Origin of the sequence: Streptomyces sp. NPDC005648, from assembly GCF_040605395.1 — a bacterium.
In the GTDB taxonomy this organism is placed as follows: domain Bacteria; phylum Actinomycetota; class Actinomycetes; order Streptomycetales; family Streptomycetaceae; genus Streptomyces.
This window is the reverse complement of the sequence record NZ_JBEXCS010000031.1, coordinates 66836-90845: the sequence shown is the minus strand read 5'-3', so window position 1 is coordinate 90845 and position 24010 is coordinate 66836. Positions and strand designations below refer to the sequence as shown.

At 71.6% G+C, this 24010-nt stretch carries 18 protein-coding genes and 1 pseudogene; 6 read left to right on the top strand and 13 right to left on the bottom strand.

What is annotated here, in order from left to right:
• From ABZT17_RS19830 to ABZT17_RS19820, 3 genes are all read right to left on the bottom strand, one after another.
• Positions 1 to 579, bottom strand: a 579-nt coding sequence (locus tag ABZT17_RS19830) for a glycerate kinase (RefSeq protein ID WP_356350600.1), incomplete at its 3' end; no start/stop codon positions are given.
• Positions 579 to 2024 (bottom strand): C4-dicarboxylate transporter DctA, encoded by a 1446-nt coding sequence (dctA, locus tag ABZT17_RS19825; RefSeq protein WP_356350599.1) that lies wholly within the window; start codon positions 2022 to 2024, stop codon positions 579 to 581. The genes dctA and ABZT17_RS19830, both read right to left, overlap by 1 nt.
• A gap of 248 nt (positions 2025 to 2272) precedes the next feature.
• Entirely contained in the window at positions 2273 to 3727 is a 1455-nt protein-coding gene (locus tag ABZT17_RS19820; RefSeq protein ID WP_356350598.1) for a DEAD/DEAH box helicase, read from the bottom strand.
• 649 nt (positions 3728 to 4376) lie between these two features.
• On the opposite strand from ABZT17_RS19820, the pseudogene ABZT17_RS19815 reads away from it, so the two are divergent.
• A pseudogene (locus ABZT17_RS19815) lies at positions 4377 to 4528 on the top strand (RNA polymerase sigma factor SigM); the annotation flags it as partial.
• A gap of 42 nt (positions 4529 to 4570) precedes the next feature.
• On the opposite strand, the gene ABZT17_RS19810 reads toward ABZT17_RS19815, so the two are convergent.
• Positions 4571 to 5137 (bottom strand): hypothetical protein, encoded by a 567-nt coding sequence (locus tag ABZT17_RS19810; protein WP_356350597.1) that lies wholly within the window; start codon positions 5135 to 5137, stop codon positions 4571 to 4573.
• Positions 5138 to 5195: 58 nt separating this feature from the next.
• Positions 5196 to 7295, bottom strand: a complete 2100-nt coding sequence (locus ABZT17_RS19805; protein WP_356350608.1) for a glycoside hydrolase family 36 protein — start codon at positions 7293 to 7295, stop codon at positions 5196 to 5198.
• Positions 7296 to 7530: 235 nt separating this feature from the next.
• Here ABZT17_RS19805 and ABZT17_RS19800 point away from each other — a divergent pair, with 235 nt between their 5' ends.
• The 5 genes from ABZT17_RS19800 to ABZT17_RS19780 all read left to right on the top strand — a co-directional run bounded on the left by ABZT17_RS19800 (position 7531) and on the right by ABZT17_RS19780 (position 14669).
• A complete protein-coding gene (locus tag ABZT17_RS19800; RefSeq protein ID WP_356350596.1) occupies positions 7531 to 8601 on the top strand; it encodes a LacI family DNA-binding transcriptional regulator in 1071 nt (356 codons plus the stop codon).
• Positions 8602 to 8804: 203 nt separating this feature from the next.
• Positions 8805 to 10115, top strand: a complete 1311-nt coding sequence (locus ABZT17_RS19795) for a carbohydrate ABC transporter substrate-binding protein (protein WP_356350595.1) — start codon at positions 8805 to 8807, stop codon at positions 10113 to 10115.
• Positions 10116 to 10210: 95 nt separating this feature from the next.
• Positions 10211 to 11140 (top strand): sugar ABC transporter permease, encoded by a 930-nt coding sequence (locus ABZT17_RS19790; protein WP_356350606.1) that lies wholly within the window; start codon positions 10211 to 10213, stop codon positions 11138 to 11140.
• Positions 11137 to 11991 carry a carbohydrate ABC transporter permease gene (locus ABZT17_RS19785; protein ID WP_356350594.1) on the top strand — a complete coding sequence of 285 codons (855 nt, stop codon included), beginning with the start codon at positions 11137 to 11139 and terminating at the stop codon, positions 11989 to 11991. The genes ABZT17_RS19790 and ABZT17_RS19785 overlap by 4 nt, the downstream gene beginning before the upstream one ends.
• A 104-nt stretch (positions 11992 to 12095) precedes the next feature.
• The gene (locus ABZT17_RS19780) at positions 12096 to 14669 is read left to right on the top strand and encodes a CBM35 domain-containing protein (protein ID WP_356350593.1); all 2574 of its coding nucleotides are present in this window, start codon (positions 12096 to 12098) and stop codon (positions 14667 to 14669) included.
• 17 nt (positions 14670 to 14686) lie between these two features.
• Here the strand turns inward: ABZT17_RS19780 and ABZT17_RS19775 are convergent, their stop codons facing one another.
• The 8 genes from ABZT17_RS19775 to ABZT17_RS19740 are packed head-to-tail and all read right to left on the bottom strand — an operon-like array spanning position 14687 to position 23911.
• On the bottom strand, positions 14687 to 15055 hold the full coding sequence (locus ABZT17_RS19775; RefSeq protein WP_356350592.1) for a signal peptidase I: 369 nt from the start codon (positions 15053 to 15055) through the stop codon (positions 14687 to 14689).
• Between the two features lie 59 nt (positions 15056 to 15114).
• Complete coding sequence (locus tag ABZT17_RS19770; protein WP_356350591.1) at positions 15115 to 15843, bottom strand: alpha/beta hydrolase; 729 nt, start codon at positions 15841 to 15843, stop codon at positions 15115 to 15117.
• A 22-nt stretch (positions 15844 to 15865) separates the two neighbouring features.
• Entirely contained in the window at positions 15866 to 16570 is a 705-nt protein-coding gene (locus tag ABZT17_RS19765) for a maleylpyruvate isomerase family mycothiol-dependent enzyme (protein ID WP_356350590.1), read from the bottom strand.
• Positions 16567 to 17400 carry a fumarylacetoacetate hydrolase family protein gene (locus tag ABZT17_RS19760; RefSeq protein WP_356350589.1) on the bottom strand — a complete coding sequence of 278 codons (834 nt, stop codon included), beginning with the start codon at positions 17398 to 17400 and terminating at the stop codon, positions 16567 to 16569. Before ABZT17_RS19760 ends, ABZT17_RS19765 begins: the two co-directional genes overlap by 4 nt.
• Complete coding sequence (locus ABZT17_RS19755; RefSeq protein WP_356350588.1) at positions 17397 to 18485, bottom strand: cupin domain-containing protein; 1089 nt, start codon at positions 18483 to 18485, stop codon at positions 17397 to 17399. The genes ABZT17_RS19760 and ABZT17_RS19755 overlap by 4 nt, the downstream gene beginning before the upstream one ends.
• Complete coding sequence (locus tag ABZT17_RS19750; protein WP_356350587.1) at positions 18475 to 20151, bottom strand: AMP-binding protein; 1677 nt, start codon at positions 20149 to 20151, stop codon at positions 18475 to 18477. The genes ABZT17_RS19755 and ABZT17_RS19750 overlap by 11 nt, the downstream gene beginning before the upstream one ends.
• A gap of 11 nt (positions 20152 to 20162) precedes the next feature.
• Positions 20163 to 22397 carry an acetate--CoA ligase family protein gene (locus tag ABZT17_RS19745; protein ID WP_356350586.1) on the bottom strand — a complete coding sequence of 745 codons (2235 nt, stop codon included), beginning with the start codon at positions 22395 to 22397 and terminating at the stop codon, positions 20163 to 20165.
• Positions 22394 to 23911 (bottom strand): FAD-dependent monooxygenase, encoded by a 1518-nt coding sequence (locus ABZT17_RS19740; RefSeq protein ID WP_356350585.1) that lies wholly within the window; start codon positions 23909 to 23911, stop codon positions 22394 to 22396. The genes ABZT17_RS19745 and ABZT17_RS19740 overlap by 4 nt, the downstream gene beginning before the upstream one ends.
• Positions 23912 to 24010: the final 99 nt, after the last annotated feature.

Here is a 24010-nt window from a genome sequence, read left to right as displayed (position 1 = left end):
CGACGCGAGGTCGGCCGTGCGCAGATCGGCCAGACCGCGCCCGCCGGGGCCGATGGGAGCGCCGTCCTCATCAGCCAGTACGGCGCCGAGGGACTGCAGCAGGCCCGCGCCGCCGTCGGTGGTGGCGACTCCGCCCAGGGCGAGGACGATCGTGTCGACGCCGCCCGCCAGGGCGTGCCGGATCGCCTGGCCGATGCCGCGGCTGGTGGCCGTCAGCGGTGCCGTGCGGCCCTCGGGCAGGACACCGAGACCGCACACGGCCGCTGCCTCGACGAGGACGGTACGGCCGTCGACCGCGACGGAAGCGGTACGGGGCCGCCCGGTCGGCCCGGTCACCGTGACCGTCTCGGCGTGGAAGCGGCCCGCGCAGGCGGCCTCCACGCTGCCCTCTCCCCCGTCCGCCAGGGCGAGCCGGGTCACCCGGGCGTACGGGGCGGCCTCCAGCACCCCCTCCGCCACGGCCCGCGCCACGGCGTCCGCGGTGAGGGAGCCCTTGAACTTGTCCGGGGCGATCAGGACGGAGGGCGTCGCGGTGGCGGGTGTCGCGGTGGATGTCGTCGTGGACGTGGTGGTGGGCATCAGGGTGTGACCTCGGCGGGCCGGCCGGCGGGGGTCCGTACGGCCGGCGGCTGCTGTGCCTGGTCGGTGTCCGGCCCGTGTTCCCCGCCCGCGCCGTCCTCGACGGCCTTGTCCTCCACGGTCAGCGGCGCCTCACCCGCCTTCCCGGCGAGTACCGCGCGGGCCCGCTCCAGGTCCAGGCCGTTCTCCCACTTCGCGACCACCAGCGTGGCCACGGCGTTGCCGAAGAAGTTCACCAGCGCCCGGCACTCCGACATGAACTTGTCGATGCCGAAGATGAGCATGATGCCCGCGGCCGGGACGGAGCCGACCGTCGACAGGGTCGCGGTGAGGGCGATGAAACCGCCGCCGGCGACGCCCGCCGCGCCCTTCGACGTCAGCAGCATGACGGCCAGCAGCCCGAGTTGCTGCCCGAGGGAGAGCGAGGTGTCGGTGGCCTGGGCGATGTAGAGGGTGGCCAGCGAGAGGTAGATCGCCGCGCCGTCGAGGTTGAAGCTGTAGCCGGTCGGCACGACCAGGCCCACGGTGGAGCGCTCCGCGCCCATGAAGTGCAGTTTGCGCATCAGCCCCGGCAGCGCCGGCTCGGCGGTCGAGGTGCCGAGGATCAGCCAGAACTCCTCCTTGAAGTAGCGGAAGAGCTGGAAGATGTTCAGCCTCACGTACGCCGCGAGCACCCCGCCGAGGACGAGCACGACGAACAGGGCCGAGGTGACGTAGAAGAGGAGGATCAGCGAGCCGAGGCTGGTCAGCGTGGAGAGGCCGAACTTCCCGATGGCGTACGACATCGCGCCGAAGGCGCCGAGCGGCGCCGCCTTCATGACGAAGGACAGGACCTTGAAGACGACCTGGGTCAGCCGTCCGACGCTCGCGATGATCGGCTCGCCCGCCGCGCCCACGAGCTTCACCGCGATGCCGAAGACCACGGCCAGGAAGATGACCTGGAGGATGTCGCCCTCCACGAACGGGCCGAAGAAGCTGTTCGGCACGATGCCCGTGAGGAACTCCCACCAGTGCTGGTGCTCGCCCTGGGAGACGTACTGGCTCGCGTCGCCCGAGGTCTTCAGCGAGGCGGGATCGGCGTGCACGCCGTCCCCGAGGCGGAAGACGTTGATGGCGACCAGTCCGGTCAGCAGGGCGACGACGGTGCCGGCCTGGAAGTAGGTGAGCGCCTTGACGCCGGTGCGGCCGACCTTCTTCAGGTCCGCGACGCCGGCGATGCCGCCGATGATCGTCAGGAAGACGATCGGCCCGATCAGCATCTTCATGGCGGTGATGAACGTCGTGCCGATCGGCTCCATGTCGGTGGCGAGATCGGGCCACCGCCAGCCCAGCACGATGCCGATCACGATCGCCACCAGCACCTGGACGTACAACTGCCGGTACCACGGCGTCGCCGAGATGCGCGCGGCCTGCTCGGCTCGCTCGTTGCCCGGGGTATGCGTCATTGCAGCCTCCCTGATCGCGCGAGACCGAGCCCGTTCGGCACGCGCTTTGGCCACAGTGAACCGGGCCGTCGTTCAGGGGGTCCACGACCAAAAATCGATGCCCCGGATAGGCGTGGCCTATCGGTTCCGGCGCACCGGCACATTGCGGGGCACCGGCACACTTCGGGGCACCGGCACACTGCGGGGCGCCGTGACCTCAGAACGGAGGCGAGGGGCTCCCACCGGGTGACGGACCGCCGGAGACGGGCTCAGCCGCCTCGGCGGACCCGGGCCGCCCGGCGGGCCTCCGCCAGCTTGCGGGCCTCGTCGGCCTTGCGGGACGGCCTGCCGCCGGAACCGCCCTTCGGGTCCTTGGTGCTGCCCAGGCCACCGAACGGTGCGTTGTGGTTCTTGGGGCGCGATACGGCCGCCCCCGCGTCGAGCGGCTTTCCCGAGGGAGCCTTCGCTCCGGTGATCCGGCTCAACTCCGCCTCGCCGGACCGCACCTTGCTGACCTTCGGGACGACTCCGGCGTCCGCCATGACCTCGCTCGTCTCGCGGCGCTGTGCCGACAGGACGAGCGTCACGACGGTGCCCGAACGGCCGGCCCGGGCCGTGCGGCCCGCGCGGTGCAGATAGTCCTTCGGGTCCGTGGGCGGGTCGACGTTGACCACGAGGTCGAGGTCGTCGACGTGCAGGCCGCGTGCCGCGACGTTCGTCGCCACCAACGCGGTGACCTGCCCGTTCTTGAACTGGGCCAGGGTCCGGGTGCGCTGCGGCTGGGACTTCCCGCTGTGCAGCGAGGCGGCGGCCACGCCGCTGGACCGCAGATGCCGGGTGAGCTGGTCGACGCCGTGCTTGGTGTCCAGGAACAGCAGGGCGCGGCCGTCCCGGGCGGCGATCTCCGTGACCACCGCGTACCGGTCCGGGCCGTGCACGACGAAGACGTGGTGCTCGATCACGGAGACCGCGCTGGACGAAGGGTCCACGGAGTGCACGGCCGGGTCACGCAGATAGTCCCGCACCAGCTGGTCGACGTCGCGGTCGAGGGTGGCGGAGAACAACATCCGCTGCCCGTCGGGACGCACCTGGTCCAGGATCCCGGTGACCTGCGGCAGGAATCCCATGTCACACATCTGATCGGCCTCGTCCAGGACCGTGATCCGCACCTGCCCCAGGCGGCACCCCTTGCGCTCGATGAGGTCGTGCAGCCGGCCCGGCGTGGCGACGACGATCTCGGCACCGTCCCGGAGCGCGGCGGCCTGCCGTCCCACGGACACTCCACCGACCACCGTCGCGAGCCGCAGTCGCAGCGCCTCGGCGTACGGGGTGAGCGCCTCGCCCACCTGCTGCGCCAGCTCCCTGGTGGGCACCAGGACGAGCGCCAGCGGCTCCTTGGGCCGCGCGCGCCGGCCGGCCGTCCGGGCCAGCATCCCCAGGCCGAAGGCGAGCGTCTTGCCGGATCCGGTACGTCCCCGGCCCAGGACGTCCCGCCCCGCGAGCGCGGTGGGCAGCGCCGCCGCCTGGATGGGGAAGGGCACCGTCACATCACGCTCGCCGAGCACCCGCAGAACTTCGGGCGGCAGGCCCAGCTGCGCGAAGGAGGTGACCGGGGGCGGCGGAGGCGGGGTGGGGGCGGCAGACGGAGCCGTGGTGACGGCCCCTGGTTGCGCCAGGGTGGGGGCGGCCGACGGAGCCGTGGTGGTAGCCCCAGGTTGCACCATGGCTTGGGCCGCCGACGGAGCCGTGGTGGTAGCCCCAGGTTGCACCATGGCTTGGGCCGCCGACGGAGCCATGGTGTCGACCGCCGGTGGAACCGCGGTGCCAGCCGCCGGTGAAGCCACGCGGGCGACCGACGGTGCAGCCTCAGCGACGACCGCCGCTGAAGCCACGGTGACCGCCACCGGTGAAGCCACCGAGGCAGCCGTGGGTTGAGCTGCGGGGGCGGCCGCTCCTTGAGCCGTCGTTGGGGCCGCCGGTTCGGCCATGGTCACGGCCGGGGGCTCGGACGTCTCGGCCTGCGCGCGGGCATGGGCACGTGCTGATTCGCTCACAGAGAGCCTTCCTCCGAAGGGACCGAACCGAGGAAGGCGCGGCGAGGACGCGGCCACCCGCCGGGCCCGGGAATCCGGCACCGACACGAGCGGCAAACGCTCAACGCTAGCACGGGAGGCGCCGCCCGAGAGCGCGCGGAAAGCCTGGCGGCATCGAGCAGGGTGGCGAGCGGTTGAGAGGCCCGTGGAGTACGGCTTCGAGGATGGCCGCGAGGGCGGATCGAGGGGTGGGCCGGGGCGGGTCGCCGGCACCGGCACCGGTGGCACGCCGCGTCGCGCGCCGCGCGGGACTTCACGGCCACGTGGTGGTGGGCCTGGCCTGGATGAAGCGGCCGAGCACCTCGGGGTCGACGGAGACGGCCAGGGCGATCCTGATCCAGTCGCGCAGCGAAGCGGCGTCACCGCGACCGCCTGTGGGCGGTGGCCCTGCTGACGCTGGGCGACCGCGAGGAAGCCGCTGACGCCGTCCGCTCGGCGGGGCGTCCCGTCACGCGGCGGGGGCGTGCCGGTTCCTCAGGACATCAGGGCCGGCGGGCCGATCTCCGGTGCCAGCGCTCCGGGCCGGCCGAGCGCCCGGAAGGCGGGCTCCACCGCCGCCAGTTCGAGGGAGCCGGAGCGCACGGCCCGGTAGCGGACGGCGGACCACAGGAAGACGTCGAGGTTGTCGTACCGGGTGTCGGCCTCTATGACCTCCTCCTCGTGGAACCACACGGCGATCCGGCCGCTGGTGAGGACGACGTAGTAGTTGCCCCCGCCGTCGGCCCCGAGGGACCACACGTCGTCGCCGGAGAGTTCGGTCGTGCAGTCGGAGTCCAGGATCCGGCAGCCGTTGGCCTCGAAGTCGAAGCGGTACGACCAGTCCTCGATGTCCAGGAAATCCGGCATGGTTTCCGAGCGGACCTTGCGGTCGAAGGCGGCCAGCGCCGTCGCGGCGTCGGGCGGGAGCTTCGTGAGGAAGGGGTCGACCGGGCGTATCGGCTCCGCGACCCCGACCCTCGGCTCGTCGGGCAGCCGGCGCGCCAGATCGGCGTCCGGTTCACGATCCACGTATCCGGCCAGTTGATCAATGCTGAGAGACATGGGGCGAGGCCAACGGCGCGCAGCCGACCGGAGTTTCACGGACTCGTCGGCGCGGCCGTCACTCCGCCACCGCCGAGTCCCAGCGAATGAGGACGGCGGTATCGGGACGCGGGAGACGGACCGTGAGGCGCCCGTGCTCCGGGTCCCATTCCAGGGTGGCGTCGGACACCGTCGGATAGAGGACGGCCGGGCCGACGCGGCTGCCGCGCAGATGGGGGAGGGTGAGGGTGCGGACGGCGGCGTCGGACGACGGTCCGTCGCCCGCGTTTCGGAGCGCGAGCGGTTCGGCGGGGTGCGAAGCCCTGCGCCATACGGTGAGCAGGGTGCCGGCCGGGCCGCGCAGTCCGTGGGTGATCCAGGAGTCGTCCCACTTCGGCAGCCCGAGCGGCCAGAAGGGGTGGGAGCTCCCGATCTCCGGGCGGATCCGCCGGTAGACGGCGATGGCCGAGCGGACGAGGTCGAACTGTTCGTCGCTCATGCGGTCGAGGAAACCGGAGAGGTGGACGCGGCCGAGCAGCGCGCCGGTGAGGGTGAAGGCGATCTCGTCGAGGCTCTGGCCGGGCTGCGGGTAGGCCCATACGGCGGCCTGCTCCGGGGTCGCGGCGGTGGCGGCAGCGGCGGCGATGGGCGGGTAGCGCAGGGGGTCCTGCTGGTCGCTGGTGGACTGCAGTTGGGCCACCGCCAGCTGCGCGTAGTCCATGCGCAGGCCGCCGGATCCGCAGTTCTCCAGGACGAGACGCGGATGCCGGTCCAACAGCGAGGCCATCCAGTCGAGGTGGGCGCGATGATGCCCGAGCAGACCGGCGCCGGGGCTTTCGGGGCCGTTCTCCGTACCGGGACCGATGTTGATGTTGTAGTCGAGCTTCAGATAGCCGACTCCCCAGTCGCCGACCAGCCGGTCCACGACCTCGTCGAGATGCGCCCGGGCGGCCGGATGACGCAGGTCCAGATGGTGCCGCCCGTGTTCGGTGACACGCACACCCCCACGCCGGAAAAAGGCCTCGTCGGGTAGGGCGAGGGCCAACGGGCTGCGGACGCCGACGACTTCGGGTTCGAGCCAGAGCCCGGGGGTCATGCCATGGCCCCTGATGGCGTCGAGGACCTCGTGGATACCGCCCGGAAAGCGGTTCGGCGCGGCTTCCCACGCGCCGACGGCGTCCCACCAGCCCTGGGCGTCGTCGTCGTACCAGCCCGCGTCGATGACGAAGACCTCGGCGCCGGCGGCGGCCGCGGACTCGACCAGGGGCAGCAGCTTCTCGGTGGTGGGGTCCCCCATCAGGGTGTTCATGTAGTCGTTGTAGATCACCGGAAGGGCGTGGTGGTCGGGGTGGTCACGCCGGATGCCCCGGCGGTGGTCGGTGAGGACTCCGAAGGCGGTGTCCAGGCCGCCGCCATCGGTCCGTACGAGTACGGCCGGCACGGTGGTGAACTCCTGGCCGGGGGCGAGGATGTGGTGCCACTGGTGGTGGGCGTCGTCGGGGCCGAACAGCGCGAGGTAGGCGGCGCCCTCGCGTTCCCCGGTCTCGAAGCGCCAGCCCGCGCTGGACTCGATCTGCCACAGCCACGTACGGCCGTCACGGTCGGTGAGGGCGGCCACGGGAAGGTGGCGGCCGGTGGACCAACTGCCCTGCGAGTACCGCTCGAAGCAGCCGCGGCCCTCATGCCCGTGGGCGGACCGGCTCAGCGGGACGACCTGGTCGCGGAAGGCGGCCTGCCGCCAACGGCATTCGGCGAGCCAGTCGTTGTCCGCCCAGTGCAGGGTGAGGCCGTCGAGGGAGCCGTCGGAGTCGGTGATGCCGCCCAGGGTCAGGGTGGTCACGCTCTCCAGCCGGATGGGGGTGCCGCCCTCGTTCACCAGACGCACCCGGGCCCGCAGGAACCCGGCGCCGACCGAGCCCACACCCCGGCCCACCTCCAGCGTGACCTCGGTCGCGAGCCCCGTCACCGGGTCCGCGAGCCGGATCGTCGTACGCTCCCGGTCGCCCTGCTGGACCGTGTCGTGGTCGCGGTAGGCCAGGCGGTCGCCGATGGCCGTCTCGATGAACCGCTCGCCCGACCACGACCGCCCGTGTCCGGTGGCGGTCACCTCGACGAGGGGGACCAGACGGGTCCAGTCCTGGCCGGGCCTGCCGAGCCGCACTGATCCGGTGGCGTCCACGACGGCGTGCAGCCCGAGTTCCGGGTGCGACCAGATACGGGACTTGTCGACTACGGCAGTCGTCAACGGGATTTCCCCTTCCAGGATGGTTCGGCCGTGCGCGGTCGTCACTGGGCTCAGCTGGGGATTCACGCTCGGAAGGTGTGCGGTGCGGCGGTCCGACGGCTGTGTCGGGGAGGTAAAGCCACGGTTGCGGTGTCTTGACGCCCTCGTTGTGACCGCTCACAATCCTCGCATGTCTGTGACCGGTCACACAAGCTCCGGCAGCCCCACCGCCCCGGCCCAGGGGCCGCAGAAGGCCGCCAGCATCCGCGATGTCGCCCAGGCGGCGGGCGTCTCCTACCAGACCGTTTCGAGGGTCATCAACGGCCACCCGAACGTGAAGGACGAGACGCGAAAGCGGGTCGAGTCGGCCATCGAGGCGCTGGGCTTCCGGCGCAACGCCACAGCGTTCGCGCTGGCCAGCGGTGTCACCCGAGCGGTCACGGTCCTCACCTCGAACACCGTCCTCTACGGCTACGCGGCCACCCTGCAGGGCCTGGAGGAGGCGTCCCGCGCCGCGGGATACACACTCGGCGTCCGGGTCGTGACTCCCGAGGACGACCTGGACCGTACGATCGCCTCCGCCGCCGACACCGGCGGCGGACTGGTGGTCATCGGCTTCGACCGCCTGGGTGCGGCCGCCCTGGATCGTGTACCGGCCCATGTGCCGTGCGCGGCGGCGGTGGAGGCGCCGGCCGCGGGCCGGTCCCCCGGCCGGCCGGCGGTCTGGGCCGACGACCGCGCGGCGGCCCGTGCCGCCACCGAGCACCTGCTGGCGCTCGGGCACCGGACCGTCCACTACGTGGCGATCCCCGCCTCGACCGGCACCCGACGCGCGGCGGGACCCCGCGCCGAGGGCTGGCGGCAGGCTCTGGAAGCGGCCGGCGTCACCCCGCCGACGCCGTCCGGCAGGGGCTGGGACGCCCAGGCCGGATACGAGGCCGGGAAGAAGCTCGCCCGGGACCCGGACGTCACCGCGATCCTGTGCGGCAACGACGACCTGGCCCTGGGTGTCCTGCGGGCCCTGCACCACGCGGGCCGGCGGGTCCCGGAGGACGTCAGCGTCATCGGCTTCGACGACGCCCCGCACTCCGGTTTCGTCACACCGTCCCTCACCACCGTCCGCATGGACTTCCACGCGCTGGGCCGCGCCGCGTTCGGCCTGCTGCGCAACCAACTCGACACGGAACACCAGGAGCCCGTGCCGGCACCGGGCGAGCCGACGCTCGTCCTCCGCGAGAGCTCGGGTCCGCGCGAGACCTGAGCCCGACCAGACGTCCGCGACTCTCGCCCCCGTCCCTCACCGCCCTTGCCGCAGCCCTCACCCATCTCCGCGGCACAGCTCCGCCCTGCCCTGAAACACCCCGCTCTGCCCTGTATCGCTCTGTATCGCTCAGCTTTGCCCTGCTCTGCCCTGCATCCGTCCCGCCCCGCCCCGCCCCGCCCCGCCCCGGAACAAGGATCGCCATGAGAAGAGCCGTCACCGTCCTCGCCACCGCCTGTGTCCTCGGACTCACCGCCACCGCCTGCAGCGACAGCACCGCCGGCACGACCGGCGCCGCCCCCTCCGGATCCGTCGACCCCACGGCGAGCCTCAAGGGCGTCAGCCTGACCATGTGGGTCGCCCAGAACAGCGTCGCCGAGCCCAAGCAGGCGATCGACGCGTTCGAGAAGGCCACCGGCGCCAGGATCACCACACAGGTCGTCCCCGACCCCTATGAGTCGAACGTGCCCACCAAGCTCGCCTCGGGCGACAAGCCGGACCTGATGTTCTGGCAGCCCACCGGCAGCACCCTGCCCTTCGTCCAGCCGGCCAGGAACCTGATACCGCTCGACAACGAGGACTGGGTCTCCAAGCTCGGCAAGACGGAGCAGAGTCTCGGCCAGGTCGACGGCCACCGCTACGCGGCCATCGTCACCAGCCCGGCCTCACTGGGCGTCTACTACAACAAGGACGTCTTCAGGAAGGCCGGCATCACCAGGATGCCCGCCAGTTACGACGAACTCCTCGCCACCGCCGCCACGATCAGGTCGAAGACGGGCGTGGCGCCCTTCTTCGAGGTGGGCGGGGACAAGTGGCCGCTGCAGTGGCAGGTCCAGCTGCAGATGACCGATCTGCCGCAGAGCTTCTGGGACAAGCTCAACAAGAACCAGGCCAAGTGGACCGACCCGGTGATCGTGAACGCGATCGCCAAGTACAAGTCGAAGGTCCTGGACGGCGGGCTGGCCCAGAAGAACTACAAGACCGCCACGTTCGTGGACCAGGGCAAGGCGATCATGGACGGCAGTGCCGCGATGGCCGTCAACGTCACCTCGCTGCAGTCCGAGATCCAGGCGACCTCCAGCACGGCGGAGATGGACCGGAAGCTGGGCTGGTTCCCCGTCTCCAACAGCTCCGCCAAGGCGCTGTACTCGCCGGACCAGACCAACGGTGTGGTCGCCTTCAACACCGGTGACACCAAGCGGCAGAACGCCGCCCGGCAGTTCCTGTCCTTCTGGCTCGGCAAGGACTACCCGGCCTACATCAAGGCCAACAAGCTGGTGTCCGTCGAGCCGTCCGTACCCAACCCCGACGGCCTGCCGCAGACCGCGACCGCACAGGCCGACTCCCTCGCCACGGCCGACGGCGTCTTCCAGGTCAAGGCGCTGACCGCCCCGGACATGCATCTGGCCCTCGCCGACATGATCTACGGCAAGAAGACCCCGAAGCAGGTCGCACAGGCCGCCGAGGACCAGTTCACCCAGGTTCTCAAGGCGCGTGGCGTCTCCGGTTTCTGACCGGCGCCCCTTCTCCAGCCCTCCCCCGGGCCGCCCCGTCGGCGGCGCGCCCGGGGCCCCCATCCGGAGGTGAGAAAGCGGTGGACACCGCCACCATGGACGCCATCGACGTCACCCGTGCGACGGACCGGGACGGCACGGCCCGGCGCGAGCGCCCGCGCAGGAGGGCCGACCAGCCCTGGTGGTTCGCGCTGCCGGCGCTCGCCGTGTTCGGGGTGTTCTTCCTGCTCCCGAACCTGCTGAACTTCGTCTATCCGTTCACCGACTGGTCGGCGTTCCACCCGCAGATCGGCTTCGCGGGTCTGTCGAACTTCGAGACGATCCTGCACGACGGGTCGATGGCCCGGGACATCCGTATCACCCTGGAGTACGCGGTCCTGGTGGCCGTCTTCCAGAACGGTTTCGGCCTCGGTCTCGCCCTGCTTCTCGAACGCGACAGCCGCTTCAACCGGTTCTTCCGGGCGGTCTTCTTCCTTCCGGTGCTGATCTCCGCCCTGGCCGTGGGCTACATCTTCCGGGCGCTGCTCGCCCAGGACGGGGCGCTCAACAGCGTGCTGTCCTCGCTGGCCGGGCACCACATCGACACCCCGTGGCTGGGGTCGACCACCTGGACCCTGGTCGTGGTGACCCTCATCCACGGGTGGAAGTGGATGGGCCTGGCCATGCTCATCTATCTGGCCGGTCTGAAGAGCATGCCGGGGGATGTGCTGGAGGCCGCCCGGATCGACGGGGCCGGGTCCTGGCGCACCTTCTGGTCGATACGCTTCCCGCTGCTGGCGCCCGCGGTGACCTTCAACGTCACCACCGCGCTGATCGGCTCCATGAACACCTTCGACATCGTCCAGGCCACCACGGCGGGCGGCCCCGGCAGCGAGACCGAGGTGTTCAACATCTACATGTTCCGGATCTTCGGCCAGGGCCTGTACGCCCAGGCGTCGGCGATGAGCCTGGTGCTCTTCCTCATCGTCGTCGTCCTCGCCGTGCCCGTCATCGTCGGGCTGCGCCGCAGGGAGAACAACCAGTGACCACCCTTTCCGCCCTCGCTCCCGTGCGCCGGAGCCCCCTGCGGTGGGTGCGGCCCGGGGCCGTCCTGGTCATCGCGGCCGTCACCATCGGCATCCCGCTCTGGCTCGTCGCGGTGACCTCGGTGAAGCCCCAGGCCGAGGCGATCAAGCCGAACCTCTCGCTGCCGCACCACGTCCAGGCCGCCGCGAACTACCGGCAGAGCTTCGACGAGGGGAGGGTCGTCCAGGGTTTCGTCAACAGCCTGCTGGTCGTGGTCCCCTCGGTGGTCCTCGTGCTGCTGCTGGGCGCGGGTGCCGCCTGGGTCTTCGCCCGTCGCACGGGACGTCTGGCCGGCACGCTGTACGCGCTGAGCATCAGCGGTCTGCTGCTCCCGCCCGCCGTCATCACCATCGTCATGGAGCTGCGCCAACTCGGCCTGGCGGGAAACCGGTTGGGCATGATCGCGGTCTACACGGGGATGTATCTGTCGACGTCGGTCTTCTTCATGACCGGCTTCATCCGGAACCTCCCCGAGGAGCTGGAGGAGGCCGCGCGCATGGACGGCGCCGGCCCGGCCCGGGTCTTCTTCCAGGTGATCCTGCCCCTGGTGCGACCGGTCATCGCCACAGCGACGATCATGGTGATGCTCTTCGCCTGGAGCGACGTCTTCTACGCGTTCTTCGTCCTGGGCGGCGGCGCCAAGGCCACCCTCCCCCTCAATCTGTACCAGGTCGCCAACGCGCAGCTGTACCTCAACAACTGGCACCTGATCTTCGCCTACGTCGTGATGATGAGCCTGCCGATGGTGGCGGTCTTCGTCGTCGCCCAGCGAAGGGTCGTCGCCGGCATCACCAGCGGGGCCGTCAAGTAGCGCCGCACCCTCGATCTCCGGGGCGCGACTCCCCGCGCGTCCCGGCCCCCTCCCCGGTTCCACCCACGATCCTCCCGCAGCGACGCGGGAGGCGGAGGACACGCATGCCTCGAACCGATCACAGATCCGGACAAGTCCGGCGTCTCCTGGGCGCGGTGACCTTCACCGCGGTCCTCGTCGGCACGGCCCTCACCGGCCCGGTCGCCCACGCGGCCGACCCCCGGCTGACCGTCGACCTCGGCCGGACCACCGGCCCGGTCATGCACGGCGCCAACGGCGCCCTGTACGGCCTGAGCGACGACGGCGTTCCCGGCGACAGCATCACCACCCCGCTGCACATGACGTCCATCGCCACGAAGGCACCCGACGGCGCCCAGCACCCCAACGGGGACGCGCTGGTCGTCCAGCCCCAGTTCGCCCGGGGCGGCGGCAGCGACAACCTCGTCTACATGCAGGACATCTACGCCAACTGGCCTTACGAGAACCTCGGGTTGAGCGACTATCTGGCCAAGGTCGACACGATGGTCCGCAAGGTGGCCGCCCGCTCCGACGCGAACTCGTTCGTATGGGTGCCGTTCAACGAGCCGGACGGCAACTGGTACACGGGCCTCGGCAGTTCGACCACGTCCACGTACAACAGCGCGCTCAGCAGCTTCGAGAGCGACTGGACCACGGTCTTCGACAGGATCCGGTCGATCATCCCGAACGCCAGGATCGCCGGACCCAACGAGACGCACTACGACGCCCGTCTGATGGGCGACTTCTACCCGTGGGCCAAGGCCCACAACGTACTGCCGGACATCACCACCTGGCACGAGCTGGACCCGGGTTCGCTCTCCCACTTCGAGTCGAACCTGGCCGCCTACCGGACCCTCGAGACCAACGCCGGCATCAGCGCGCGGCCGGTCAACATCGACGAGTACGGCGACCGCCGCGATCTGTCCGTCCCGGGCCAGATGATCCAGTGGATGTCCATGTTCGAACGGAACAAGGTCTACGCCGACCAGGCGTACTGGGACATGGCCGGCAACCTGGACGGCAACGTCAGCCAGACGAACATCCCCAACGGCGACTGGTGGCTCCTGCGTTGGTACGCGGGCCTGACCGGTCAAACCGTCAAGGTGACCCCGCCGCAGGCCAACACCATCGACACACTCCAGGGCATCGGGTCCCTCGACACCGGCCGCAAGCAGGCGCAGGTGCTGCTCGGCGGCGGTACCTCCGGCTCGGTCGACACCGTCGTCCAGCACATACCGGCCTCCTTCGGCCGCAGGGTCGACGTGTCCGTCGAGCGCACTGCCTGGAGCGGCTACGAGGGCGCGGGCGCGACACCGACCGTGCTGTCCCGCACCACCGTGACTGTCGCCGCCGACGGCAGCATCACCGTTCCGCTGACGGACCTCGACCCGATGGCCGCCTACCGCATCCTCGTCAACCCCGCCGGCAGCGGCACGCCCACCGCGGCCACCGTGCCCTGGCAGCAGTCGTACGAGGCCGAGAACGCGACGATCACCGGCGGCACCGTCTACACCCAGGGCACGGTCTCCAACCCCTACGGCTACGCCACCTCCGGCACCAAGGACGTCGGCAGCCTGAACCAGCCGACCAGCAAGGTCGCCTTCACCGTCGGCGTCCCGACCACGGGCACCTACGACCTGAACATCTTCTACGGCAACCAGTCGAGCCAGACCGCGACGCCGGCCACCCAGAACCTCACCGTCGACGGCGGCAGCGCCACGACCGTGACGTACCCGCCCACCCTGAACTGGACCTACCGCTCCACGGTGAGCACGCCGGTCTCCCTGACGGCCGGCACCCACACCCTGACCCTGGCCAAGGGCGGCACGGGCGAGGTCACCCTCGACAAGATCGACCTCACCACGTCGCCGGGCCAGGACCCGGTGTACCCCGCGACCTACGCCGACATCACGGGGTCGCCGTCGTACGACTACTCCGCCTCCGGCATCAGCGGAGCGGGCGCCCTCGTGCTGGGCTCCGGCGACAAGGCCGCCTTCGACGTGTACGCCCCGGCCGACGGCTACTACACCGTCCACGCCGACTACGCCTCCACCGGCCGCGGCACCCTCGCTCTCGACGGCGCCACCGCGGCCACCCTCGCCTGCACGGGCGACAGGCTCACCGACCGAGGTCTGCGGCTGTACCTGTCGGCGGGCAACAACCGCGTCACCGCGGCCGGACCGTCCAGCGGCCGCCTCACCCTGCGCGACCTGCGCGTCACCGGCACCGTCGACACCTCGGGCGTCACCGCCTACGAGGCCGAGAACGCGACCCGCGCCGGGACCGCCGTCGTGTCGAGCAACTCCTGGGCGTCCGGCGGCAGTTACGTCGGCTACATCGGCAACGGCGCCGGCAACACCCTCACCTTCGAGGTGAACGCCGCCTCGGCCGGGCGCTATGTGCTCAACGTGCGCTACGCCAACGACCAGGTCTCCGGCTCCGGGAACTACAACACCAACGTGGTCTCCAGGGCCGCGGACATCACGGTCGACGGCACCCCCACGACGGTCATGTTCCGCAACAACTACAGCTGGTCGAGCTGGTGGGACCTGCCGGTCCCCGTCACCCTCGACGCGGGCACCAACACCGTCAGCATCGGCAACTCCTCCGCGTACGCGCCCGACATCGACCGGGTGACCGTCGCACCGCTGACCGGCTGACACCGCCTTCGGGGAATCTATTCCCGTGCCACCGCATAACCGGGTACTGAGGGCCAACGGACCGTCAGCAATACGGATTCCTCTTCCGCGAACCATGAGTGGTCGACTCCGGGACCCCAGACGACGTAATCCCCTTGTCGTTCCAGAATTACGCTGCGCTCGGGGAATTCCACCCGGAATCGGCCGCTGATGAGCACCAACAGAGCGGTCCGCTTTTCACCCCGCACCCACTGCGGCCGCTCGTCACCACGAGGATGAACGCCCCATTTCACCTCGACCGCATCGCTGTGCCGAGGATCGTCCGGCTCCTTGAAGTGGCCAAGGAGCCATCCTCGGTCCAGCGGTGCGTCTATACCTGCGTTTCCCACATAAACAAGGTCGCTCATGAGCCCGGAGAATATCAGCCGCTGGAAACGGGATTACGGCTGCTCCGGGCTCGGCATTCTCACACCGCGCAGGCCCGTATGAACGCGTCGGCAAGTTCCGCGGGGCGGGTGAAGCAGCTCTCGTGACTGCCCGGGGTCTCCAGGACCAGAGGGTTCTTCAGGCGCTGCGGGAAGCGGCCCGCCCACGCCCAGTCACCTGGGAGGGAGAGGTCCTCGGTGGACAGGATGTAGGCGGTGGGGATGTCGAGCGCGGCGAACGCCGAGGTGTCCGGCTTCTCGGTGAAGGTGCCCAGCGGCTGCGGGACGAGCAGGGAGTGCACCAGGCGTTGGGCCTCCTCGCCCGCGTCCTGCATGAAGGCCTGCTGCCAGACCTCCAGCGGCAGGGTCACCGTGTCGTTGCCGGAGGCGGCCGCGAGGGCGTGGAACATCTCGCCGTAGTGCGGCGGACATGCCTCGATCAAGGACTCGCCGTCGTTGGGCACGAAGGCGCTCCAGAACACCAACCGCCGTGTCCGGGAGGCGAGTCCGGGCGCCGCGCCGGTCAGGACGTAGCCGCCCCAGCTGTGGCCGACCAGGGTGATGTCGGTCAGGTCGGCCCCCTCGACGTAGTCCACGAGGCTGTTCACACAGTCGGTGAGGGTCACGCCGCGCGGGTCGTCGTCGGCGCCGAGCCCGGCGAGGGTCGGGGTGTGCACGTCGTGGCCGGCGGCCCGCAGCTCCCGCGCCACCGGGCGCCAGGCCCAGCCGCCGTGCCAGGCACCGGTCACCAGGACGAAGGTCTCGCTCATACCGATCTCCTTTGATCGAGTCTCACAACCAGCCGGGCAGCAGGGGCACTTCGCCCTCGGCCCGCAGTTCTTCGGAGGTGCCCCGGCCCGTCAGCCAGGCGGCGAGGGCGTACGGGGGCCCGGTGACCGTGGCACCCGGGGCGGGCGGGCCCAGGGCGACCGTGCCGAAGCCTTCGGCGACCAGTTCGGCGCCCTTGGCGAGACGGGGCGACATCCACCCCGCCACGTCCTCCACGAGGGCCCACGCGAAGTCGGGCGGCAGGATCTCCGGGCCGAAACCGGTGTCCAGGTCGGCCAGATGGATCCAGACCTCCCTGGCCCGCAGCCATGGCACCTCCGAGGCCGGGATGTCCCGCCCGCGTCCGCTGACGACCGTCGCCGACCAGGCCTCCTCGGAGAGCGCCTCGGCCGCCTTGGCGAAACGGGCCGCCGACTCCCTTACGTCCGCGGTCTGTTCGGCCAGGGGGCGGTGCGCGCCCGCCTCGATGTCCGTCGTCCGGCGGTCGGGCGAGGGGTACATCGGGGTGGGGATGCCGGTCCGGGCCCAGTCCAGCAGGTTGACCAGGGCGTCCGCGTTGCGCGCGAGGTGGGCGAGGACATGGCCGCGGGTCCAGCCGGGCAGGGCGGAGGGCGCGGCGACCGCGTCGGGCTCCAGGGAGCCGACCGCCTCCTCCAGCCTGCGCTGTCCCTCGGCCACCCAGGCGAGAACCCGCTCGGTCTCCCTCACGGCTTGTCCTCGACGACCGTGTTCACGCACTCCCCGATGCCCTCGACGACCGTCCGTACGGTCTGTCCGGGCTTCAGGAACACCTTCGGTTCGCGGGCCGCGCCCACCCCGCCCGGAGTCCCGGTGAGGACGAGGTCGCCCGGCTCCAGGGTGGTGAACGTGCTGAGGTACGCGGCGATGTCCGCCGGGGTGAACAGCAGGTCGGAGGTGCGTGAGCGCTGCATGACCGTCCCGTCCACCTCCAGGCGGAGCTCCAGGTCGGCCGCGTCGTCGATCTCGTCGCCGGTGACCAGCCAGGGCCCGGCGGGGGTGCTGGCCTCCCAGGCCTTGCCCTGGAGCCACTGCGGGGTGCGCCACTGCCAGTCGCGCAGGGAGATGTCGTTGACGACGGTGTAGCCGGCGATCGCGGCGGCCGCCTCCTCGCCGGTGGCCCGGCGGCGCAGCCGGGAGCCGATGACGAAGCCGAGTTCGGCCTCCCAGTCCAGCTGGTCGGTCTCGCCCGGGTGGACGATGTCGTCGCGGGCACCGAGCAGGACGTTGGCGAACTTGCCGAAGAGCGCCGGGTAGGAGGGCATCTCGCGGCCCATCTCGGCTATGTGGGTGCGGTAGTTGTGGCCCACGCAGAAGATCTTGGCGGGGGTGGTGACGACCGGGGCGAGGTCGAGGGCGGCCACCTCGTGCACCGGGCCGTGGGCACCGGCGGCCGCCGTACGCCAGTCGGGGAGGCGGAGCAGGGCGGCGACGTCGGGGGCTCCGGTCTCCACGGCGGTGTCGCCGTCGAGGCGGACGGCCGCGGTGCCGTCGGCGGTGCGGATGGTGGCGAGCTTCATGAGGCGCTGCTCCGGGAGGTTTCGGTGCGGGCGAGGTCGAGCGCCTCGTAGACGGGCGCGTCGTTGAAGGTGAACAGGTCGAGCGGGGTGTCGGCGGCGATGGTCAGGGCGCACCAGGAGGGGACGGCGATCAGGTCACCGGCGGACACCTCGCTCTCGCGGCCGTCGAGGGTGACGGTGCCGCTGCCGCGGAACACCTGCCAGACGGAGGAGCCGACGGTGCGGCGGGTGGCGGTGACGGCGCCGGGGCGCAGACGGTGCATCTCGGTGCGCAGACTGGCGAGGGCGTCCCGACCGGTCGCGGGGTTGGTGAAGCGGATACCGGCGTGGCCGGGCTCGATGACACCCGGGTGTCCCTCGTCCTCCAGCTCCAGCTGGGCGGTGAGGGCGTCGTCGGTGTCGGCCCGACGGTAGGCCATGAAGGGGGAGTTGGTGCCGGTGGGAGCGCCGATCGGGCGTAGTCCCGGGTGTCCCCAGAGCCGTTCGCCGCGTGAGCGGGCCGGCGTGGAGCGGTCCGAGACGTCGTCCTCGCCGAACTCGAAGAATCCCGCGTCCAGTCGGTGCACCAGGGGGATGTCGAGACCGTCCAGCCAGACCATGGGGGCGTCGCCGACATGGTGGTGGCCGTGCCAGTGCATGGAGGGGGTGAGCAGCAGATCTCCGGGGCGCATCTCGACGGCGTCACCGTTGACGACCGTCCACACTCCCTCGCCCTCCAGGACGAACCGGAAGGCGCCCTGCGAGTGCCGGTGCACGGGGGCCACCTCGCGCGGACCGAGGTACTGGACCGCCGCCCAGAGGTTGGGGGTCGCGTACGGCCGTCCCGGGAGGCCGGGGTTGGCGAGCGCGATGGCGCGCCGCTCGCCGCCGCGTCCGACCGGCACCAGGTCGCCGGAGCGGCGGGCCAGCGGCAGCAGGGTGTCCCACCGCCAGACGTGCGGGACCGCCTCGGGCCTGGGGGTGAGCGGCATGAGGTCGCCGATCTCGGTCCACAGCGGGATGAGTCCGGATGCCGCGAAGTCGTCGTAGAGCTTGCGGAGTTCGGGGTCCGTCTCCGTCGGGGCTATGACCGGGTCAGTGGTCATCGGGGGCTCCTTCGGCTTCGAGTCGGCGCGCGATGTCGGCGCGCAGGGCTTTCTTGTCGGTCTTTCCGACCTTGGTGGCGGCGAGCTCGGGGACGGTCACCAGCCGGTCCGGGAACTTGAACCGGGCCGCGCCCGCCCGCTCCATCACGTGGTGGACGTCGTCCAGGGTCACCGTGTGGCCCGGTTCCGTTACGACGTAGAGGCAGACGCGTTCGCCGAGCCGGGCGTCGGGCATCGCGACGGCGGCGGCGCGGGCGACACCGGGCGTCTGGTAGGCGAAGTTCTCGATCTCCTCGGCGGAGATGTTCTCCCCGCCCCGGATGATCATGTCCTTGTCGCGGCCCTCGACGACCAGGTTGCCGTCGGGCCGCCGTCGCACGATGTCACCCGTGCGGTACCAGCCGTCCGCGGTGAAGGCACGGGCGTTCTGCTCCTCGGCCCGGTAGTAGCCGCGCGGGGTGTACGGGCCGCGGGTGAGCAGGACCCCCGGGGTGCCGTCGGGGACCGGGTCGCCCAGCTCGTCGACGACGAGGAGCTCGTCGTCGTCACACATGGGCCGCCCCTGCGTCGTACAGATGACCTCCTCGGGGTCGTCTAGGCGGGTGTAGTTGAGCAGGCCCTCGGCCATGCCGAACACCTGCTGGAGGGTGCAGCCGAGTTCGGGGCGGACGCGGCGGGCGATGTGGTCGGCGAGCCGGGAGCCGCCGACCTGGAGCACCCGCAGGGAGTCCAGGCCGGCCTCCGGGTGGTCGGCGCGGTGGTCCAGCCAGCGCTGGGCGATGGCCGGGACGACGGCGGTCGCGGTGACGCCCTCGCTCTCGATCAGCGCGAAGGCCTTGTCGGGGTTGGGTGAACCGAGCACCACCCGGCCGCCGTTCAGCAACGTCCCGAGCAACCCCGGGCAGGCGAGCGGGAAGTTGTGCCCGAGGGGCAGCGCGGCGAAGTAGACGGTGTCGGCCCCGAATCCGCAGACCTCGGCGCTGCGGCGCGCGTTGTAGACGTAGTCGTCATGCGTTCGGGCGATGAGCTTGGGCAGTCCGGTGGTGCCGCCGGAGAGCAGGAAGACGGCGATCGAGCGGCTCTCGGGCCGGTGGGCGTCCATGGCGGCGCGGTCGGCCGGCGTGCCCGGCGCCTCGCACAACTCCCTTAGATCCACGGCGTTGTCGGCGACCTTGTCCCCGAGCACCAGCACATGCCGCACAGTGGGCGACCGCTCGGCGATCTCGAACGCCATCGCCTGATGGTCGTGGCCCTTGAGCAGGTCGGGGACCGCGACGGCGACCGCCTCGCTGTGCTCGACCAGATGGCCGACCTCGTGCCTGCGGTGTCCGGGCAGCGCCATCACCGGGATGACACCGAGCCGTAGACACGCGTAGGTGAGGATCACGAACTCGGCGGTGTTGGGCAGCTGCACCACGATCCGGTCGTCCGGCCGGAGCCCGAGCGCGGCCAGCCGCAGGGCCAGGGCGTCGGCCCGCGCGGCGAGTTGACGGTACGTCAGCCGCCGGTCGCCGTCGACGAGCGCGACCGCCTCGGACGCCGCGCCGGACGCCACGTCGTGCAGGAGGTCGCCGATCGCGCGGCCCTCCCAATAGCCTCGGTCCGCGTACCGTCCGGCGTACTCCGCCGGCCAGGGCACAGCTCCTTCGCTGCTCGGCCTGGGCATGGTCGGTCTCCTTAGCGGTCCTGTGCGGGCGGGGCGGTTGGAGCAGTGGGATCAGTGGGATCAGCTGTTTCAGTTGCGGCGGTTGGGACGATCACGGCGTCCAGTGCGATGAGCCCGTCGGTGGTGAGCCGCAGGGGGTTGATCTCGATCTCGGCGGTGTCCGGGCTCGCGGCGAGGGCGGCGGCGAGGGCCGCCACGACGCGGCCGAACTCGGCCCGGTCCAGGGCCGGTCCGCCGCGCCAGCCGTCGAGCAGGGCACGGGCCGCGAGTTCGCCGGGCATCGCGGATGCCTCGGCGACCGAGAGCGGGGCCAGCCGGATCGCCACGTCGGCGAGCGCCTCGGCGGCCGTACCGCCGAGTCCCGCGAGGACGACCGGTCCGAACACGGGGTCCCGGCGCGCGCCGAGGACGAGGTCGACGCCGTCGGGGGCCATCGCCTCGACCAGGCAGCGGCGGCCGGGGCCGATGGCGTCGAGCGCGGCGTCGAGTTCCTCCGGGGTGCTCACCCCGAGGTGGACCCCGCCGATCTCCGTCTTGTGCAGGATCGTCGCGTCGAGCACCTTCACCGCGACCGGCCCGCCCAGCAGACGCAGCGCGTAGTGGGCGTCACCGGGGCCGTCGCAGGCGACCCGGACAGGGGTGCGGATGCCGAGCCCGCCGAGGAAGGACTTCGCGGCGTCCTCGTCGAGCGGACCGGGCGGGACCACCAGGGCGTCGGCTCCCGCGGCAGCCGACGCATGCCCCGGCGGCGGGCCCTCTCCTACGCCCCCTTGCCGCGCTCCGTCTCCCCCGGCCCGTCGCCGCGCGTCCGCCACCAGGGCCCGTACGGCGTTCGCGGCGGAGGCCGGGCCGGTGAGGGCCGGAATGCCGGCCTTGTGCAGACGTGCCCGCTGTTCGGTGACGTCCTCGGGCAGTCCGCCGACGACCACCACGGCCGGGGAGTCCGGGCCGAGGCCGGCGTCCTGGACGGCCGTGACGAGGTCGACGCTGTCGGGTTCGGCGAGGGCGTAGACGGACAGGAGGTCGATCGCCGGGTCGGCGGCGGTGGCGGCGAGGACACGCGCGAAGGTGTCCGCGGGGCGGCCGGTGTCGACGGGGTTGCGTTGATAGGTCAGCGGGGGCAGCAGCCCGCCCAGTGTCCGCCGTGTGGTCCCGGCCAGTTCAGGGGTCCGGATGCCGTCCGTGCCGGCGCGGTCGGCGAGCAGCAGCCCGGGGCCGGCCTGGGCGGTGACGATCCCGAGTCCCGGGTCGGGGTGCGGGCGCAGGCGCACGCGGGACAGCGCGGTGAGCGCGTCGACCAGCTCCCGCTCGTCGTCCACCACCACCGCCCCGGCCTGCCGCAGCGCGGCCCGCGTGGTGCGCCAGGAGGTCGCGAGTGCGCCGGTGTGCGAACGGGCGAAGTCCCCGATGTCCGTACGGCCGACGACCAGCGCGACGACCGGTTTGGCGGCGGCGAGCCGGCGTACGGCCGCCACCAGCCGTGGGCCGTCCGGCACGGTCTCCAGATGCAGCGCGACAGCGGTAGTACGGCCGTCCGTGGCCAGGTGTTCCAGGACGTCCGCGGCGGTGACGTCGAGGCCCGCGCCGATGCCGACGCCGAGGCTGATGCCGTTGCCCGCGGTGGCCAGGTCGAAGGAGAGGGCGTGGTTGACGCCCCCGCTGGCCGCGACCACGGCGATGTCGCCGGCCGGCAGCCGCCCCGCCGCGGGCACGAAGCTGGCGGTGAGGGAGAGGTGCGGGGCGAAGAAGCCCGAGGTGTTGGGGCCGAGCAGGCGGACACCGGTCTCCCGGGCGACCCGCAGCAGCTCTTCGGCGTGTGCCGCGCCCTCCGGCCCGGCCTCGCCGAAGCCGCCCGCGCAGACCAGCGCGGCACGGCAGCCGGCGGCGGCCGCTTCGGCCAGCGCCTGCGCACAGCCGGCGGCGGGCACGCACAGCACGGCGAGGTCGAGGGGGCCGTCGGCATGGGCGGCCGCCTCGGCCACGGAGGCGTACACGCCGTCGGCGGACTCCGGCCGGCGCGCGTTGACCAGCGCCCGGGTGCCGGGGAAGGCGGCGAGCGAGCGGGCCATGGCCGCCCCCAGCTTGCCGCTCTGCCGGGAGGCACCGATCACCACCACGCCCTTGGGGGCGAGGAGCGGGGTCAGGTTCGAGCCGGGCCGTGCGAGCGGCGTGCCCGGCGCGCCGGGTCCGGGAGCTTCGGCGGCGGTCGGGGGCGCGGGCGGCTGTGTGATCGGGTTCGTGTTCATGCCCGTCCCACCAGGTCCGTGCGGCCCGACAGCAGGAGCGTCTCAGCCCGGTCGTCGTTCATGTCGTTCTCGACGATCAGCGCGGGCACGCCGTGCACCAACCGGGCCTGTTCCGCGATCAGTTGGCGGGTGAGGGCGGTCCCGCCGTGCACGGCCACCAGGTCCGGCGGCCGGGTTCCGGCCAGGGCTCGGCCCAACTCCTCGTATACGAAGGGAAGTTCCGCCTCCCCGTCGGGAGCCGCGAGCCACAGTGCGCCCGGCAGCTCCTGGACGTGGACCGCGTCCAGCAGTCGCCCCGCGAACTCCCGCTCCCCCACCCGCACCGGAGTCTCCAACGGCGCACGGCCCTCGTGCCGGGCCCGCCAGTCCTGGACGACCCGCTCGACGAACCGCGGGTCGCGGCGCGCGATCCGTTCCTTGCCGATGCTGCGGGAGATGAAGTGGAAGGCGAACTGGGTGGGCCCGAACGCGTCGTGGTAGCGCCCGAAGTGCTCCCACCAGGACAGGCTGGGGCGGGCGGAGGCCTGGATCTTCTCCACCGAGGGCCGGGCCGCCGCCTCGTAGGCCTCCAGCGCGGCCGGCAGGTCGTCTCGGTGGGCGAGCAGGCTGCCGGCGAGGGCGATGGCGTCCTCCATCGCCATCTTGGTGCCGGAGCCGACGGAGAAGTGCGCGGTGTGGGCGGCGTCGCCGAGCAGCACGACGTTGCCGCTGTGCCAGCGGTGGGCGCGGCGGGTGCGGAAGTTGCCCCAGCGGGAGTTGTTGACGAGGAGTTCATGACCGTCGATCTGCTCGGCGAAGAGCTTCTCCAGATACCGCCTGGTCTTCTCGTCGCTCGGGCCCGGCGGCTGCGAGGTGTCGAAGGCGTCGAGCCCGGCCCTGCGCCAGGACTCCTCGTCCGTCTCGACGATGAAGGTGCTGACCCCGTCGCTGATCGGGTAGCCGTGCACGGCGAAGGTGCCGTGCGGGCCGTGCTCATGGACGAAGGTGAGGCCGTCGAAGAGGTAACTCGTCCCGAACCAGATGAACTTGGCGGTCGCCACCTCCACCCCGGGCACCAGCTCGTCGGCGAGCCGGTCGCGGAAGCGGGAGTTGGCGCCGTCGGCGGCCACGATCAGGTCGTAGTCGGCCAGTCGCGCCGGATCGGCCGGGATCTCGTGGCTGAACCGCACCTCGACGCCCACCTCCTCGGCCCGTCGGTGCAGCAGCTGGAGCAGGGTCCTGCGGGTGATGGCGGCCATGCCGTTGCCACCGCAACGGATGCGCTCGCCCTTCAGACGGACCTCGATGTCGTCCCAGTGGCGCCCGTACTCCGTGAGGGCGGTGCGCAGGACGGGGTCGGCGGCATGGATGCCGGCCAGGGTCGCGTCGGAGAAGACCACGCCGAAGCCGAAGGTGTCGTCCGGCCGGTTCCGCTCGAAGACCGTCACCTCGACCGATGGATCGGCCTGCTTGAGAAGCGTGGCGAAGAACAGCCCGCCGGGGCCGCCTCCCACACAAGCGATCCGAGAAACCATGGTTCGTCCCTCCACGTCCAGTATCGGCCCGGGCCCGGCCCGCACACCAGCAGTGTGTGTCACTCGTTCCACGGACGTCAATGATTTGTTACGCAATGA